Source organism: Saccharopolyspora griseoalba (genome assembly GCF_042665275.1).
GTDB classification, from domain to species: Bacteria; Actinomycetota; Actinomycetes; order Mycobacteriales; family Pseudonocardiaceae; genus Saccharopolyspora; species Saccharopolyspora griseoalba.
The window spans coordinates 161,457-177,663 of the sequence record NZ_JBHTCJ010000002.1 but is presented as its reverse complement, the minus strand read 5'-3'; the positions used below and the strand labels follow the sequence as shown (position 1 = coordinate 177,663).

General features: G+C 73.4%; 14 protein-coding genes and 2 riboswitches. Of the genes, 12 read left to right on the top strand and 2 right to left on the bottom strand.

Annotation, left to right across the window (positions count from 1 at the left end; genetic code table 11):
- Window positions 1–264: 264 nt before the first annotated feature.
- The 3 genes from ACFQRI_RS04955 to ACFQRI_RS04945 all read left to right on the top strand — a co-directional run bounded on the left by ACFQRI_RS04955 (window position 265) and on the right by ACFQRI_RS04945 (window position 3,912).
- Entirely contained in the window at window positions 265–1,038 is a 774-nt protein-coding gene (locus ACFQRI_RS04955) for a S1 family peptidase (RefSeq protein ID WP_380664911.1), read from the top strand.
- A gap of 84 nt (window positions 1,039–1,122) precedes the next feature.
- The gene (locus tag ACFQRI_RS04950) at window positions 1,123–1,602 is read left to right on the top strand and encodes a GNAT family N-acetyltransferase (RefSeq protein ID WP_380664909.1); all 480 of its coding nucleotides are present in this window, start codon (window positions 1,123–1,125) and stop codon (window positions 1,600–1,602) included.
- Between the two features lie 86 nt (window positions 1,603–1,688).
- A riboswitch (cobalamin riboswitch) is annotated at window positions 1,689–1,816 on the top strand.
- Window positions 1,817–1,866: 50 nt separating this feature from the next.
- Entirely contained in the window at window positions 1,867–3,912 is a 2,046-nt protein-coding gene (locus tag ACFQRI_RS04945; RefSeq protein WP_380664907.1) for a putative cobaltochelatase, read from the top strand.
- 385 nt (window positions 3,913–4,297) lie between these two features.
- On the opposite strand, the gene ACFQRI_RS04940 is transcribed toward ACFQRI_RS04945, so the two are convergent.
- Entirely contained in the window at window positions 4,298–5,452 is a 1,155-nt protein-coding gene (locus tag ACFQRI_RS04940; protein WP_380664905.1) for an MFS transporter, read from the bottom strand.
- Window positions 5,453–5,639: 187 nt separating this feature from the next.
- On the opposite strand from ACFQRI_RS04940, the gene cobO reads away from it, so the two are divergent.
- From cobO to ACFQRI_RS04895, 9 genes are all read left to right on the top strand, one after another.
- The gene (gene cobO / locus ACFQRI_RS04935; RefSeq protein WP_380664903.1) at window positions 5,640–6,254 is read left to right on the top strand and encodes a cob(I)yrinic acid a,c-diamide adenosyltransferase; all 615 of its coding nucleotides are present in this window, start codon (window positions 5,640–5,642) and stop codon (window positions 6,252–6,254) included.
- Window positions 6,248–7,609, top strand: a complete 1,362-nt coding sequence (locus ACFQRI_RS04930; protein WP_380664901.1) for a cobyrinate a,c-diamide synthase — start codon at window positions 6,248–6,250, stop codon at window positions 7,607–7,609. Before cobO ends, ACFQRI_RS04930 begins: the two co-directional genes overlap by 7 nt.
- Window positions 7,606–8,343, top strand: coding sequence for a precorrin-2 C(20)-methyltransferase (gene cobI, locus ACFQRI_RS04925; RefSeq protein ID WP_380664899.1), 738 nt, complete (start codon window positions 7,606–7,608; stop codon window positions 8,341–8,343). The genes ACFQRI_RS04930 and cobI overlap by 4 nt, the downstream gene beginning before the upstream one ends.
- Window positions 8,340–9,605, top strand: coding sequence for a precorrin-4 C(11)-methyltransferase (cobM, locus tag ACFQRI_RS04920; protein WP_380664897.1), 1,266 nt, complete (start codon window positions 8,340–8,342; stop codon window positions 9,603–9,605). Before cobI ends, cobM begins: the two co-directional genes overlap by 4 nt.
- Complete coding sequence (locus ACFQRI_RS04915; RefSeq protein ID WP_380664894.1) at window positions 9,589–10,746, top strand: cobalt-precorrin-5B (C(1))-methyltransferase; 1,158 nt, start codon at window positions 9,589–9,591, stop codon at window positions 10,744–10,746. The genes cobM and ACFQRI_RS04915 overlap by 17 nt, the downstream gene beginning before the upstream one ends.
- Complete coding sequence (cbiE, locus tag ACFQRI_RS04910) at window positions 10,731–11,930, top strand: precorrin-6y C5,15-methyltransferase (decarboxylating) subunit CbiE (protein ID WP_380664892.1); 1,200 nt, start codon at window positions 10,731–10,733, stop codon at window positions 11,928–11,930. The genes ACFQRI_RS04915 and cbiE overlap by 16 nt, the downstream gene beginning before the upstream one ends.
- Before the next feature lie 144 nt (window positions 11,931–12,074).
- Complete coding sequence (cobJ, locus tag ACFQRI_RS04905) at window positions 12,075–13,832, top strand: precorrin-3B C(17)-methyltransferase (protein WP_380664890.1); 1,758 nt, start codon at window positions 12,075–12,077, stop codon at window positions 13,830–13,832.
- The gene (locus ACFQRI_RS04900) at window positions 13,822–14,004 is read left to right on the top strand and encodes a DUF362 domain-containing protein (protein ID WP_380664888.1); all 183 of its coding nucleotides are present in this window, start codon (window positions 13,822–13,824) and stop codon (window positions 14,002–14,004) included. The genes cobJ and ACFQRI_RS04900 overlap by 11 nt, the downstream gene beginning before the upstream one ends.
- Before the next feature lie 99 nt (window positions 14,005–14,103).
- Window positions 14,104–15,540, top strand: a complete 1,437-nt coding sequence (locus ACFQRI_RS04895; protein WP_380665541.1) for a pyridoxal-dependent decarboxylase — start codon at window positions 14,104–14,106, stop codon at window positions 15,538–15,540.
- A gap of 47 nt (window positions 15,541–15,587) precedes the next feature.
- Here the strand turns inward: ACFQRI_RS04895 and ACFQRI_RS04890 are convergent, their stop codons facing one another.
- Window positions 15,588–15,857, bottom strand: a complete 270-nt coding sequence (locus ACFQRI_RS04890) for a DUF1876 domain-containing protein (RefSeq protein WP_380664887.1) — start codon at window positions 15,855–15,857, stop codon at window positions 15,588–15,590.
- 181 nt (window positions 15,858–16,038) lie between these two features.
- Window positions 16,039–16,164: riboswitch (cobalamin riboswitch) on the top strand.
- Window positions 16,165–16,207: the final 43 nt, after the last annotated feature.

The window sequence follows — 16,207 nt, the reverse complement described above, 5'->3', positions numbered from 1 at the left end:
AAATCTGCGGATCAGGCGATCCACGCAGATCGGACCCGCTTCGGTGCGGGCCGGATGAGCGGCCGCGGGGCGCGGCGCCATCGATAAGATTTCGTGCCGACGACGAGTTTAGCGAAAAATTTTCCCGCGGAGCTGTGAGTTGCACCTCGTGATGTTTCGGTGTGCGGGTGGTTACCGTGTGCGCTCGACAAGATCGCTGACTACCTGGAGGGCGACGTGGGGCGGCACACCCGAAGCAGCACGGCGGCGCGCGCACTGCGGCGAATGGCCGTCGTCGGAGCGGTCACCGCGCTGGCCGGCACCAACCCGCTGGCCGATGCCGAACCGTCCGAGCAGCCCCAGGCCCGCGTCCTCGGCGGGACCTCCGCCAGCACCGAGGAAGCGCCGTGGGCGGTCGCGCTCACCGACACCTACGGCAACCACTTCTGCGGCGGCACCCTGGTGTCGGCGGGCGAGGTGGTCACCGCCGCGCACTGCGTCGAGAACCAGCTCACCGGAGGTGAGCGCACCCCGGACGAGATCCGGGTGATCGCCGGTCGCACCGACCTGCGCAGCACCGAAGGCACCATCGGCGCGGTCGACGACGTCTGGGTGCACCCCGACTACCGCGACTTCACCAGCGGCGACGACCTGGCCGTGCTCAAGCTCGCCCAGCCGATGCCGCAGCGCCCGCTGCCGATGGTCCAGCCCGGCGACACCGAGGCCTACCGGCCGGGCACGACCGCGCGGGTCTACGGCTGGGGGCGCACCAGCGAGAACGGCCCGTCCTCGGACGCGCTGCGCTCGGTGGACGTGCCGATCAACAGCGACCGGAGCTGCAAGGACGCCTACCCCAACTACGACAACCGCAGCATGTTCTGCGCCGGCTTCCCAGAAGGCGGCAAGGACGCCTGCGCCGGCGACTCGGGCGGGCCCATCGTCTCCGACGGCAAGCTCATCGGCGTGGTGTCCTACGGCACCGGCTGCGGTCGGCCCGGCACGCCCGGCGTCTACACCCGACTGGCCAACTACGTCCCGCTGGCCGACGACCTGCCGTAACGCCCGCCACGCCCGTAGTGGCGCAGGCAACTTCGGCGCCCGCGAATGCGGGCATCGCGCGACTGCTGTGATATCCAGGTAAGGGTGACCCTCCAGCCGCTCGCAGCAGCCGTCCACCGCGCCTACACCGCGGACCTCGATGCCGCGGACTTCTACCGCATGTTGCGCCTGCGCGTGGACGTGTTCGTGGTCGAGCAGAAGTGCGCCTACTCGGAGCTGGACGGCCGCGACCTGGAGGACTCGACCCGGCACTTCTGGATCGACAGCGCCGACGGGTACGTGCTCGGCTACCTGCGCCTGCTCGAAGACCCCGACGGCGCCTACCGGATCGGCCGCGTCTGCACCGCCGAGAGCGCGCGCGGCATGGGCCTGGGCCGCAAGTTGATGCGGGCGGCGGTCGCCGAGGTGCAGAGTTCCCCGGCCGTGCTCTCCGCCCAGACCTACGCCAAGGACTTCTACGCCTCCTTCGGCTTCGTCGCCGAGAGCGGGGAGTACCTCGAAGACGGCATCCCGCACGTCGACATGCGCCGCGAACCGCGCCGCGCCCGCGCGACCGCGCGCTGACGAGTCGGTGATCTCACGCCCGCAGCGCTTGGGCGCGTGATCGGCGTCTGAAACGATGTGCGTTGATCCGAATGCAAGGGGCCTGCCAGGAAGCCGGTGCGAGTCCGGCACGGTCGGCGCCACTGTGACCGGGTAGCGGCACTCCACCACGAGCCACCGGGGACGACCTGGGAAGGCCGGAGCGCACCGCGACGACCCGGGAGTCAGGACACTGCGGCCCCTTGTTCCCGCCGGCGGGGCGTCCGCACCCCGAGGAAGGAACACATGTCCGCTGCCCCTCGCTTCCCCTTCTCCGCCGTGGTCGGCCAGGACGACCTGCAGCTGGCCCTGCTGCTCAACGCGGTGCACCCGCGCATCGGCGGTGTACTCGTGCGCGGCGAGAAGGGCACCGCGAAGTCCACCGCCGTGCGCGCCCTGGCCTCCTTGCTGCCCGCGCTCGACGTCGTCGACGGCTGCCGCTTCGGCTGCGACCCGCGCGAGCCCGACCCGGACTGCCCGGACGCGCCGCACGGGCAGACCGCCGCGCAGCGCCCCGCGCAGCTGATCGAGCTGCCGGTCGGCGCCACCGAGGACCGGCTGATCGGTTCGCTGGACCTGGAACGCGCGCTGACCGAGGGCGTGCGCGCCTTCCAGCCGGGCCTGCTGGCCGGCGCCCATCGCGGCGTGCTCTACGTCGACGAGGTCAACCTGCTGCACGACCACCTGGTCGACCTGCTGCTCGACGCCGCGGCGATGGGCCGCGCGCACATCGAGCGCGACGGCGTGTCGGTCTCGCACGCGGCCTCGTTCGTGCTGGTCGGCACGATGAACCCGGAGGAGGGCGAGCTGCGGCCGCAGCTGCTGGACCGCTTCGGGCTCACCGTGCAGGTCGCCGCCTCCCGCGAGGTCGAGACCCGAACCGAGGTGGTCCGCCGCAGGCTCGCCTTCGAGGCCGATGCCGCCGAGTTCGCCTCCCGGTACGCCGATGCCGACGCCGAGCTCGCCGAGCGCATCGTCGCCGCCCGCGAGCGGGTCGGGTCGGTCGTGCTGCCCGCCGCGGAGGTGCGCCGGATCTCCGCGCTGTGCGCGGCCTTCGACGTCGACGGCATGCGCGCCGACCTCGTGCTGGCGCGCACCGCCATCGCCCACGCGGCCTGGCGCGGTGCCGAGGCGGTCGCCGAGGCCGACGTGGAGGCGGCCGCCCGGCTCGCGCTGCCGCACCGGCGCCGCCGCGACCCCTTCGACGAGCCCGGCATGGCCGAGGACCAGCTGCAGCAGGCCATGCAGGACGCCGCCGAGCAGGCCGAAACCGACGAGGATCCCGACGACGACCCCGACGGCGGCCCGGACGGCGGCCCCGGGGGCGGGCAACCGCCGCAGGACGAGCCGAGCGGACCGTCCGGTGGCGGTGCCGCACCGGAATCCGACGACGAGCAGCCCGGCGAACCCTCCGGGGGTCAGTCCGAGCGCGCCCCCGCCGCGCCCGCGCCGTCCTTCCAGGCCCGCCTGCTCGAAGTGCCGGGAGTCGGCGAGGGCGCGCCCGGCCGCCGGTCCCGCGCGCGCTCGCGCAGCGGCCGGACCACCAGGGCCTCCAAAACCGACGGCCACGGCATGCACCTGACCGCGACGCTGGCCGCCGCCGCGCCGCACCAGGTCGCGCGCGGCCGCAGCGGCCCCGGTCTGGTGCTGCGCTCCGAGGACGTGCGCCAGGCCGTCCGCGAGGGGCGCGAGGGCAACCTGGTGCTGTTCGCGGTCGACGCCTCGGGATCGATGGCCGCCAAGGACCGGATGTCAGCGGTGAGCGGAGCGGTGATGTCGCTGCTGCGCGATGCCTACCAGCGCCGCGACAAGGTCGGCGTGATCACCTTCCGCGGGGACTCGGCCGAGCTCGCGCTGCCGCCCACCTCCTCGGTCGACGTCGCCGCCGCCCGCCTGCGCCGGCTGCGCACCGGTGGACGCACCCCGCTGGCCGACGGCCTGCTGCGCGCCAGCAAGGTCGTGCGGACCGAGCGCACCCGGGACCCGCAGCGCCGACCGCTGGTCGTGCTGCTCACCGACGGCAAGGCCACCGTTCCGGTGCGATCCGACCAGGCCGGGGCGAAGCGCTCCAAGCAGGCCGTCGACGACGCGCTGCGCGCCGCCACCGCGCTCGGCGACTCCGGCACCGCCTCGGTGGTGGTCGACTGCGAGAACGGCCCGGTCAAGCTGGGGCTGGCTCCCCAGGTCGCCGCCGCACTCGGCGGTCCGTGCCTGCGGCTGGAGGAGCTCAGCGCCGAGCACGTGGCCGGCGTGGTCCGCGCCGCCAGCGGTGACACCGGTTTGGCGGCTTGATCTCGTTTCGATTACGAGATTCAACCTTGTGAGTACTCACGCGTCCGCCGGGTTGGTACGGTGACGCACGTCCACCTGACCCCCAGGGGTGGACCTTTAAAGTGCCCCGCGCTCCCAGCGACCCCCAGGCCGGTTGAGCGCGGGGCCCTTTTTCTCGGTTCTCGGGTCGTCTTGCTCGGCGGTTCGGGCGGCGGAACCTGGGACGCCGTGGCTGCGGGATCCGCTCCTTGAGCGGTCGACCTGCGCGGCGCCACAGAACCCGCGGCGGTGCCGGTTGCACGGGTGGGGTTCCGGCTCGCGGCTTCGCCGCTCGCGCCTCCTCCTCTGCGGGGCGCGTGGACGTTCCTCTCATGGGCTCGCTCAGGCCATCAGGCCACGGTCCTGGTCACGCCGGGATGGTCGTCTTCTGGTAGCGGTGGCGGGTGTAGGCGGCCGTGATGACCAGGGGGATGGCGGTGACTCCTGCGATGGCGAACAGCTCGGCGTAGCGGCCGGTGTCGGCCAGCGGGCCCGCGGCCGCCGAGGCGACCGCGCTGCCGAGGAAGAGCGCGCAGGCGAACAGGGCGACCGCCGTGCCGCGGGCCTCGGGGGCGACCGACGTGGCCCAGGCCTGCAGGGACGAGTGCATGAAGGACCAGCCGCCGCCGAGCAGCAGGGCGGTGACGATCACCGTGACGACCCCCGTGTCGACGGCGACCAGCCCGTAGCCGACGGCCATCGCGCTGCCGCCGATCCCGATCAGCTGCCAGACCGGGAGGTTCGAGTTGATCGCCTTGACCAGCCGGGAGAACACCAGCACGCCCACCCCGTAGGCACCGGTGGACAGCCCGGCCACCGCCACGTCCATGCCCTCGTTGACCAGCGCCGATGCCAGGAACGTCAGCACGCCCAGCAGCACCGCGCCCTCCACGAACACCAGGCCGAACACCAGCAGCGCCCAGCGGTTGGTCAGCACCGAGCCGAGGTGCGCGCGGATGCCGCGGACCCCGGCGCGGCCGGGTTCGGGAAGCCTGCCCAGCACCAGCGCGCAGATCGCGGCGAACACGGCGGGCAGGGCGAAGACCACGCGCCAGTCCAGCCAGTGCGCCAGCACCCCGGCCACGGCGGTGGCCGCGGCGGTGCCCACCGCCTGCCCGGCCATCAGGTCCGATAGCGCGCTCTGCCGGTGCTCGGCGGAGACCGTGTCGCCGACGTAGGTCAGCGTCGTCGGCACCACCGCGCCCATGAACGCCCCGGCCAGCACGCGGGCCACCAGCAGCACCGCGATGTGCGGGGCGAAGGTGGAGAGCAGGCCGGTCGCCGCGGCCGCCGCCAGCGCGCCGCGCATCACCGGGATCCGCCCGAACCGGTCGGAGAGCACGCCCCACACCGGTTGGGACAGCCCGTAGGCCAGGAAGTAGCCGCTGGCCACGGTCACCGCGGTGGCCAGCGGCACGTGCATGCTCAGCGCGATCAGCACCAGCATCGGCGTCACCGCGAAGCGGTCGAAACTGCTGATGAACGCCGCTGCGGACAGCACGAACGGTGGCCTGGACGGCATCGGCGACTCCTCGCTCCGGGACGCCAACGATGTTCGCGTATCGAACGACCTCCGCTCCGGTGAACTTGCCCACCCCGCGGTGGCGATCTCAGGAGTCGTCGAAAGTCAACAGTCGTAATAGCGAGCATTGCCACTTGCCGCCGGTGCGGGCCCGGAAGGCGAAGTTGGTCTTGGTTAGGGTCTGGTCATGCCTCAGGGACAGCCTTCCAACGTGCCCGACGACGGTCTGACGACGCGGCAGCGCCGCAACCGCCCGCTGGTCGTGGTGCACACCGGTGAGATGAAGGGCAAGTCCACCGCCGCGTTCGGTCTCGCCCTGCGCGGCTGGAACCAGGGCTGGTCGATCGGGGTGTTCCAGTTCGTCAAGTCCGCCAAGTGGCGCGTGGGCGAGGAGTCCGCGTTCCGCGCGCTGGGCAGGCTGCACGACGAGTCCGGCGAGGGCGGTCCCGTCGAGTGGCACAAGATGGGCGAGGGCTGGTCCTGGACCCGCAAGAAGAGCACCGAGGAGGACCACGCGGCCGCCGCGCTGGAGGGCTGGCAGGAGATCGCCCGCAGGCTGCGCGACGAGCGCCACGGCCTCTACGTGCTCGACGAGTTCACCTACCCGCTGCACTGGGGCTGGGTCGACGTCGACGAGGTGGTCTCGACGCTGCGCGAGCGCACCGGGCACCAGCACGTGCTGATCACCGGCCGCTACGCCCCGCAGGCGCTGATCGACGCCGCCGACCTGGTCACGGAGACCTCCAAGGTCAAGCACCCGATGGACGCCGGGCAGAAGGGCCAGAAGGGCATCGAGTGGTGAGCTCGCCACCTCGGGTCGTCTTCGCGGCCCCCGGCTCGGGGCAGGGCAAGACCACCGTGGTGACCGGGCTGCTCGGTGCGCTGCGCCGCCGGGGCGACCGGGTCGCGCCGTTCAAGGTCGGCCCGGACTACATCGACCCCGGCTACCACCGGCTCGCCGCGGAGCGCGTCGCGCGCAACCTCGACCCGGTGCTGGTCGGGCCCGACCGCGTCGCGCCGCTGCTGCAGCACGGCGCCGCCGGAGCCGACCTGTCGGTCGTGGAGGGCGTGATGGGCCTGTTCGACGGCCGCATCGGCGCCGACGAGGAGATCCCCTTCGGCTCCACCGCCCACGTGGCCCAGCTGCTGGACGCGCCGGTCGTGCTGGTCGTCGACGCCAAGGGGCAGAGCCACAGCCTGGCCGCGCTGCTGCACGGCTTCCGCTCCTACCGCCCGCAGATCCGGTTGGCCGGGGTGGTGCTCAACCGCGTTGGTTCGGTCCGCCACGAGGAGGTGCTGCGCGCCGCCGCCGACGACGCGGGGCTGCCGGTGCTCGGCGCGATCCCGCGCGCGGCCGACCTGGAGGTCCCGTCGCGGCACCTGGGCCTGGTCACCGCCGTCGAGCACGGCGCGGAGGCGGTGCGCGCGGTCGAAGCGATGACCGACGTCGTCGAGGCCTCGGTGGACCTCGCCGCCGTCGCCGGGTTGGCCCGCACCGCGGGCGAGCTGCCCGGCCCGGCCTGGGACCCGGCCGCGGAGGTCGAGCCCCAGGGCTCCCCGGTGGTCGCGGTCGCGGGCGGGAGCGCGTTCAGCTTCGGCTACGCCGAGCACGTCGAACTGCTCGAAGCCGCGGGCGCGCGGGTCGAACTGGTCGATCCGCTGCGCGACGAGCGGCTCCCGGAGGGCATCTCGGGGCTGGTGCTGCCCGGTGGTTTCCCCGAGCAGCACGCCGAACCGCTCTCGGCCAACACCGCTCTGCGCGAGCGGATCGAGGACTTGGCCGCCGCGGGCGCACCGGTGCACGCCGAGTGCGGCGGGCTGCTCTACCTCTGCGAAGCGCTCGACGAGCACCCGATGTGCGGGGTGCTGCCGGCCCGCGCGCGCATGGCGCCCCGGCTCAAGCTCGGGTACCGCGATGCCGTCGCCGCGGACGAATCCCCGCTGTTCGCCGAGGGAAGCCGGGTCAGCGGGCACGAATTCCACCGCACCGAGACCGAACCCGCGCACGGCGAGGTTCCCGCCTGGTTCTGGCGGGACGGGGCCGGCGCGCACCGCGAGGGCTTCCTCCACGGCGGCGTGCACGCCTCCTACCTGCACACCCACCCGGCCGGGAATCCCGGTGCGGTGGCCCGATTCGTCGCGAGGTGCCTGCGATGAGACTGGTCGGAGTCGGGGTCGGCCCCGGCGACCCGGAAATGCTGACGCTGGCCGCGCTGCGCGAGATCCGCGACGCGGACACCGTCTACGTGCCCGTGCTCGCGCCCGACGAGCAGGGGCGGGCCGAGACCATCGTGCGCGAGCACCTCGGCGATGACGAGCGGGTGCGGCGGCTGGTGTTCGCCCTCGCCGATCCGGTCGACGGACCGCAGGAGCGGCGCAGGCGGCACTGGGACCGGGCCGCCGAGGAGATCGCGCAGCGGCTTCGCGAGCGCGGCGGAACGGTGGCCTTCGCCACTCTCGGGGACCCGGCGGTCTACTCCACCTTCAGCTACCTCGCGGCCACCGTCGCCGAGCTGCTGCCCGAGGTCGAGCTGGCCACGGTGCCGGGGATCACGGCGATGCAGGCCACCGCGCAGCAGGCGGGGATCGCGCTCACGGTGGGCGCCGAGCCACTCACGGTGATCCCGATGTTGCGCGACGTGAACGCGCTTCGGGAGGCATTGCGCGCGCCAGGTACGGTCGTTGCCTACAAGGGCGGGCGACGCCTGGGCGAGCTGCGCGACGTGATCGCCGAATCCGGCGCGCTCGACCGCTCGGTCTACGCCGAGCACCTGGGCACCCCGGACGCGCGGGTACTGCCGCTGGCTGAAGTGTCCGATGTGGATGATGCCCCGTATTTGTCGACAGTGGTAGTGCTGCCATCACGCGGCGGAAGAGGAGAGCAATGGTGACTGGCCGGATCTCGTTCATCGGCGCCGGACCCGGCGCGGCCGATCTGATCACGGTCCGCGGCGCCAAGCGAATCGCCGAAGCCGACATCGTCGTCTGGGCCGCGAGCCTGGTCACGCCGGAGTGCGTGACCGAGCACGCGCGTTCGGACGCCGAGCTCGTCGACTCCTCCCGGCTCACCCACGAGCAGGCGCTGGAGATCTACCGCCGCGCGGAGCGGGACAAGCTCAACGTCGCGCGGGTGCACTCCGGCGACCCGTCGCTGTGGGGCGCGGTGCAGGAGCAGTACGACTCCTGCGTCAAGCTCGACGTCGAGGTGGAGATCGTGCCCGGCGTGGCCGCGTTCTCGGCCGCGGCCGCCGCGGTCGGCCGCGAGCTCACCGTTCCCGAGGTCGCCCAATCGCTGGTGCTGACCCGCCTGGAGGGCGGCAAGACGCCGATGCCCGACGGCGAGAAGGTGCGCGAGTTCGCCAAGCACGGCACCACGATGGCGCTGTTCCTGTCCGCCGCGCGGACCGGTCAGCTCGTCGAGGAGCTGCGCGCCGGCGGCTACGAGGAGGACACCCCCGTGCTGGTCGCCTATAAGGTGACCTGGCCCGACGAGCTGCTGGTGCGCACCACGCTGGAGAACCTCGAAGCCGATGTGAAGAAGCACAAGCTGTGGCGGCACACGCTGTTCATCATCGGCAAGGGGCTCACCGCCGGCGGCACCCGCTCGCACCTGTACCACGCGGGTCACTTCCACACCTTCCGCAAGGCGGACAAGACCGCGCGCCGCGCGCTGCGCGCCGAGCGCGCCGAGAAGGCCAAGCAGCAGGAGGATTCGGCTCCCGACGACGGTGAACCGCGTCGTCCCAAGGAATCCGACGCCGCCTGGTGGGCGGTGCGCGACTGGCAGGAGACCGCGCGCGGCGCGGCGCGCTTCGGCGCCGAGCGCACCATCCCGATCCGGCACGACGCGGCGCAGCCGGAGCTGTTCGCCGAGGCCGACGCCGCGACCGGCGCGGAGCCGGCGAGGGCCGAGAACGCCGCCGCCGAGCAGGAATCGCCGAAGCCGGTCGCCGAAACCGGTGCGGCCGAGGAGAGTTCGGCCACGGCGACGAAGTCCGCGCCCAGCCGGTCGAAGAACCAGCGCAAGACCACCGCGTCGACGAAGTCCTCGACCGCCAAGCGCAAGACACCGGCGAAGTCGGCGTCGACGGCCAAGAGCAAGAGCACCGCCCAGCGCAAGTCCGCGGCGAAGCCGGATGAGCAGTCCGACTGATCCGCCGCTGCGCGAACCGGACCTCCCGCGCACCGCGAAGGTCCGGCCCAAGGCGCTGCGCACCGGTTACACCACCGGCGCCTGCTCGGCCGCGGCGGCTCGGGCGGCCGCGGAGCTGCTGGGGACCGGCGAGCTCCCGGCCACCGTGGACGTCACGTTCCCGGACGGCAAGCCGCGGCGGTTCCAGGTCGACTCCGGCAGCGCCGAGCCGCCGACCGCGGTGGTGGTCAAGGACGCGGGCGACGACCCGGACGTCACCCACGGGGCCCGGCTGACCGCCGCGGTGACCGCGCGCTCCGACGGCGAGGTGGTGCTGCACGGCGGCGAGGGCGTCGGCGAGGTGACCAAGCCGGGCCTGGGCCTGGAGGTCGGCGGTCCGGCGATCAACCCGGTGCCCCGGCAGATGATCACCGAGGCGGTGCGCGAGGTGCTCGGCGAGCGCGGCGCGGACGTGACGATCTCCGTGCCCGGCGGCGAGAAGATGGCCCGCAAGACCACCAACCGGCGGCTGGGCATCTTCGGCGGGATCTCGATCCTGGGCACCACCGGCATCGTGCGGCCGTTCTCCACCGCCTCCTGGCGCTCCAGCGTCGAGCAGGCGGTGTCGGTGCTGGCCGCCCAGGGCGGGCGCGTCGGCGTGCTGTCCACCGGCGGGCGCACCGAGCGGGTGGCGATGCGGTTGCTGCCCGACGAGCCCGACGTGGCCTTCATCGAGGTCGGCGACTTCACCGGGGCCGCGGTGCGCCAGGCCGTCGAGCACGGGCTGGACGAGATGGTCTTCGTCGGGATGATCGGCAAGCTCACCAAGCTCGCCTCCGGCGTGGTGATGACGCACTACACCCGCTCCAAGGTGGACACCGCTCTGCTGGGGCGGATCACCGCGGAGTTCGGCGGCAGCGCCGAGGACGTCGCCGAGGTCGAGGAGGCCGCCACCGCGCGCCGCGCGTACGAGGTGTGGCAACGCGGTGAGGTCCTCTCGGCGTGTGCGCACCGGTTGTGCGAGCTGGTGGCAGCAGTATTGGAGCGGTTCAGCGAGGAGTGCGGCCGCAGGCTGCGTGTTCGGGTCGCGATGGTCGACTTCGAGGGCGAACACGTGGTGGCGGCCACTGATGCGAGGTGGGTGACGTGGCGGTCACGGTGATCGGAGTCGACGGCGGGCCACTGGCGCCGGGTGGTGCCGAGGCGCTGGAGCAGGCGCGGCTGGTCGTGGGCGGCAGACGGCACCTCGATGCCTACGCGCCGGAGCACGCTCGCCGGGTCGAGCTCGGTCCGCTGGAACCAGCTCTCAACGCGCTGGGTTCGCTCTCCGGCGACGAGCACGGGGTCGTGCTGGCCTCCGGTGATCCGGGCTTCTTCGGCGCGGTGCGCGCGCTGCGCGAACGCGGCGTGCGCTGCACCGTGCTGCCCGCGACCTCCAGCGTGCAGCGGCTGATGGCCCGCGCCGGCCGCTCCTGGGACGACGTGACGGTGGTCAGCGCGCACGGCCGCGACCTGACCGCGGCGATCAACGTCTGCCGCGCCCGCTCGGCGGTGGCGGTGCTGACCGCGCCGAAGGCGGGCCCGGCGCAGATCGCCTCGGGGCTGTCCGGCTGGCGGCGCACCATGATCGTCGGCGAGGACCTGGGCGGGCCGAACGAGTCGGTGGTGACCGTCGATCCCGCCGAGGCGGCCAAGCGCACCTGGTTCGAGCCGAACGTGGTGCTGTGCCTGGCAGAGGCCGACGAGGTGCCGCCTCGCGGCTGGATGGCCGGTGGCGAGCCGGTGCCCCCGGCGACCGGGTGGGCGCTGTCCGAGGACGAGTTCTCGCACCGCGACGGCATGATCACCAAGGCCGAGGTGCGCGCGGTGGCGCTGTCCAAGCTCGCCCCGCGCCCGGGTGCGCTGGTCTGGGACGTCGGCGCGGGTTCGGGCTCGGTGGCCGTGGAGTGCGCGCGGATGGGCGCGGCGACCATCGCGATCGAGAAGGACGAGGCGCAGGCGGTGCGCATGGTCACCAACGCCGCCGGCCACGGCGTCGACGTCCGCATCGAGGAGGGCGAGGCCCCGCAGGCCCTGCGCGACCTGCCCAAACCGGATTCGATCTTCGTCGGCGGCGGGGGCACCGAGGCGGTCACGGCCTGCGCGCACGCGGGCGCGAGCCGGGTGGTCGTCGCGCTTGCGGCGCTGGACCGGGTCGGCCCGACCCGGGAGACCCTGCGCTCGGCGGGATACGGGGTGGAGGGCGTGCAGATCGGTGCCGCTCGCCTCTCCGAGCTGCCGGACGGGTCCTCCCGGATGGAAGCCGCCAACCCGGTGGTCCTGATCACCGGCACCAAGAAGCCCTGAGCGCAGCTCCGGAGAGCTGCGCCGAGGCAGCGGACCCGACCGCGCGGCGGTTTTTCGGCAGAGCTGCGCGCGGTCGGCATGTCGTAGGGTGACGTTCACCCGATCCGGGCAAGCCCGGGTGCTCGAAACGAGGAGGAGTTAGCAGTGATCGGTCTGTTCGCGGTGACCGCGGCGGGACGGCGGGCGGCCGCCGAACTCGCCGGACGGCTGGGGCCGGAAGCCCTGGTCGCCGACGGTCCGATCGGGCCGGCCGTCAAGCGCCTCTGGGACCACCTGGACTCGGCGGTGTTCTTCCTGGCCAGCGGCGCCACCGTGCGCCTGGTCGCCCCGCTGCTGGCCGACAAGCACACCGACCCCGGCATCGTGTGCGTCGACGAGGCCCAGCGCTTCGCCATCGCCCTGGCCGGCGGCCACGGCGGCGGCGCGAACGCGCTGGCCGAGCAGGTCGCCGAGGTCTTCGGCGCGACCCCGGTGATCACCACCGCCACCGACGCCACCGGAACCACCCCGCTCGACGAGCTGGTCGACCAGCTCGACGCCTCGGTCGACGGCGACCTGGCCGCCTGCGGCGTGGCGATCCTGGACGGGGCCGCCGTCAAGATCGTCAACCCGCTCGGCTTCCCGCTGCCCGCGCTTCCGGACAACGTCTCCGAGGACGTGGCCAACCCGGACTGGACGGTCGTCATCGACGATCGCCGCCCGGCGGAGGACGAGGAGCGCACGCTGCGGCTCATCCCGCGCACCCTGGTCGTCGGCGTCGGTTCGGCGCGCGGCGTCTCGCGCACCGCGGTCACCGAGACGCTCGCCCGCCTGGACAGCGAGCGCGGGCTGGACCCGCGCGCCATCCGCGCCTTCGCCAGCGTCGACCTCAAGGCCGACGAGACCGGGATCCTGGAAGCCGTGCAGGACCTGGGCTTCTGGCACTCCAGCGACGGCGGCGACGAGCTGCGTCTGCTGACCTACCCGGCCGAGACGCTGGCCCAGGTGGCCGTTCCCAACCCCAGCGCCGTGGTGCGCGACGAGATCGGCACGCCCAGCGTCGCCGAGGCCTCCGCGCTGCACGCCGCGGGCGAGCTGGCCTACGGCGCGCCGGTCGAGCTGGTCGCCGACAAGATCAAGGGCGACAACGTCACCGCCGCCGCCGCCCGCATCCGCCCGCGCGGCAGGCTGGCCATCATCGGCATCGGACCGGGCGCGCCCGACCTGCGGACCCCGCGCGCCGACGCCGAGCTCCGCCGCGCCTCGGTGGTGGTCAGCCTCGACCAGTACCTCGACCAGGTCCGCCACCTGCTGCGACCCGGCACCGAGGAGCGGATCACCGGTCTGGGCGCCGAGGAGGCCCGCGCGGCCGAGGCCGTCGAGCTGGCCCAGCAGGGCCGGGCGGTCGCGCTGATCGGCTCCGGGGACGCCGGCATCTACGCGATGGCCAGCCCCGCGCTGGAGAAGGCCGACGTGGACATCGAGGTCGTCGGCGTGCCGGGGGTGACCGCCGCGCTGTCGGCGTCCTCGCTGCTCGGCGCACCGCTGGGCCACGACCACGCGCTGATCAGCCTGTCCGACCTGCACACCCCGTGGGAGATCATCGAGCGCCGGGTGCGCGCCGCCGCCGAGGGCGACCTGGTGGTGTGCTTCTACAACCCGCGCTCCAAGCAGCGCGACTGGCAGCTGCCCCGCGCCCTGGAGATCCTGGCCGAGCACCGGCCGGCGACCACCCCGGTCGGCGCGGTGCGCCAGGCCAGCCGCGCCGAGCAGGGCGTGTGGTGCGCGCCGATCGCCGAGTTCGACCCGGCCGACGTGGACATGTTCACCACGGTGGTCGTCGGCTCCTCGCAGTCGGCGGTGGTCGGGCAGCGGATGGTCACCCCGCGCGGCTACCGCTGGATGGCCGGCGATGCCAGCTGACCCGCTGGTCATCACCGAGGAGTGCACGGCCTGCGGGGCGTGCCTGCTGACCTGCCCGGAGCACGCCCTGCGCCCCGCGCCGGGCCGCCCGGTCGTGCTGGCCGACCGCTGCACGTCCTGCGGCGAGTGCGTGGAGATCTGCCCCCGCGACGCCATCGACCTCCTGCGGTGAGCCCAACGCAGTTCGGCCGGAAACTACCCGCCCAAGGTGGGCGGTTTCCGGCCGAACTGCGCTGATCGGCGTGCGAAGCTTGCGCACGTGACTGGGCACATGTCGCCGGAGGAGTTCCGGGCCGCTGGCAAGCAGGTCGTGGACTGGATCGCGGACTACTACGCGGGCATCGAGCGCCACCCGGTGCGCTCCAGGGCCGAGCCGGGGGAGATCCGGGCGCAGCTGCCGGCGCACCCGCCGGAGCGGGGGGAGCCCTTCGCCGAGGTGCTCGGCGACCTCGAGGAGGTCCTGCTGCCGGGCGTGACCCACTGGCAGCACCCGAGCTTCTTCGCCTACTTCCCGGCCAACGCCAGCGGCCCCGCGATCCTCGGCGACCTGCTCTCCAGCGGGCTCGGCGTGCAGGGAATGCTGTGGGCGACCAGCCCGGCCTGCACCGAGCTGGAGACCGTCGTGGTGGACTGGCTGGCCGAGCTGCTGGGACTGCCCGAGCACTTCCGCACCGACGCCGCGGGCGGCGGCGTCATCCAGGACTCGGCCTCCAGCGCCGCGCTGGTGGCCTGCCTGGCCGCGCTGCAGCGCACCGGGGCCGACGTCGCCCGGCGCGGGATCACCGGGCGGCACGTCCTCTACGTCTCCGCGCACACCCACTCCAGCGTCGCCCGGGCCGCGCGGATGGCCGGGGTGGGGGCGGACAACGTCCGGGTCGTCGACACCGATCCGGCGACGCTGGCCATGGACCCGCGCCACCTCGACGAGCTGATGGCCGCGGACCTCGCCGACGGCGCGGTGCCGACCATGGTGTGCGCGACGGCGGGCACCACCTCCACCACCGCGGTCGACCCGGTGCGGGCCATCGGCGAGGTGGCCCGCGCACGCGGCGTCTGGCTGCACGTCGACGCCGCCTACGCCGGGGTCGCCGCGGTGTGCCCGGAGTTCCGCTGGATCAACGACGGCGTCGCCGAGTTCGCCGACTCCTACTGCACCAACCCGCACAAGTGGCTGCTGACCAACTTCGACTGCAGCGTGCTCTGGCTGGCCGACCGCGCCCCGATGGTCGAGGCGCTGTCGGTGCTGCCGGAGTACCTGCGCAACGAGGCCACCGAGTCCGGCGAGGTCATCGACTACCGCGACTGGCAGATCCCGCTGGGCCGCCGCTTCCGCGCGCTCAAGCTCTGGTCGGTCGTGCGCTGGTACGGCGCCGGGGGACTGCGCGAGCACGTCCGCGGCACCGCGCGGCTGGCCCGCGAGTTCGCCGGTCGGGTCCGCGAGGACCCGCGGTTCGAGCTGCTCGAACCGGTTCCGTTCGCGCTGGTCTGCTTCCGCCCCCGCTTCCCGGAGCTCGGCGTCGAGGAGGCCAACGAGCGCACCTTGCGGCTGATGGGCGAGCTCAACGACTCCGGTGAGCTCTACCTCACGCACACCAAGGTCGACGGCCGCGTGCTGCTGCGCCTGGCCGTCGGATCGCCGCAGACCCGGCGCGAGCACGTCGAGGCCGCCTTCGCGCGCATCCGCGAGCGGGTCGACGCCCCGGCCTAGGTCCCAGGGGGCGCGGTTGCTGGCGACCGCGCCCCCTGGGGATCGCGTCAGGCGGGGATGTGCACCCGCCGGTGCAGCCGGTCGCCGATGTCCTGCGAGGCGTTGTCGAGCAGCTTGTGCGCCAGCTCGAACAGGGCGCGGGCGATGGCGATCTCGTCGCCGATCTGCGGCACCTCCGGGTCCTCGGGGTGCCGCCGCGCCGTGCCGTGCCCGTGCAGCGGCTGCCCGTTCGGGGTCATGAAGCCGACGTCCGCGGTGGTCTTCGCGCCGGCCTCCACGACCTGCAAGTTCAGCGTGATCGAGTGGGTCTCGTTCATGGTCGCCTCCCGGTGCCGGAATGTGCGGGCCCGCCCCGCCGGGGAGCGGGCTCGCCACCCGGTTACCCCGTTCGAGGCGCCGGCAAGCCGGCCGCGCGGAAACCGAATCACGGACCGTGATCGATTTCACCAGGTTTGACCTCGGACGGTAGATCAGGCAAGGATGACCGAGCCGACAGTGCAGGAACCCGGTGCGAATCCGGGACGGTCCCGCCACTGTGACCGGGAAGCGGCCCCCACCCAGCGCCACGGCTGTGACCAGCTGGAAGGCCGGGGGTGCGCGTTCGACCCGGGAGTCAGGACACTGCGTGCCGGCTCCGCGCCGCGAACCCGCGGCGCGCGGACACCGA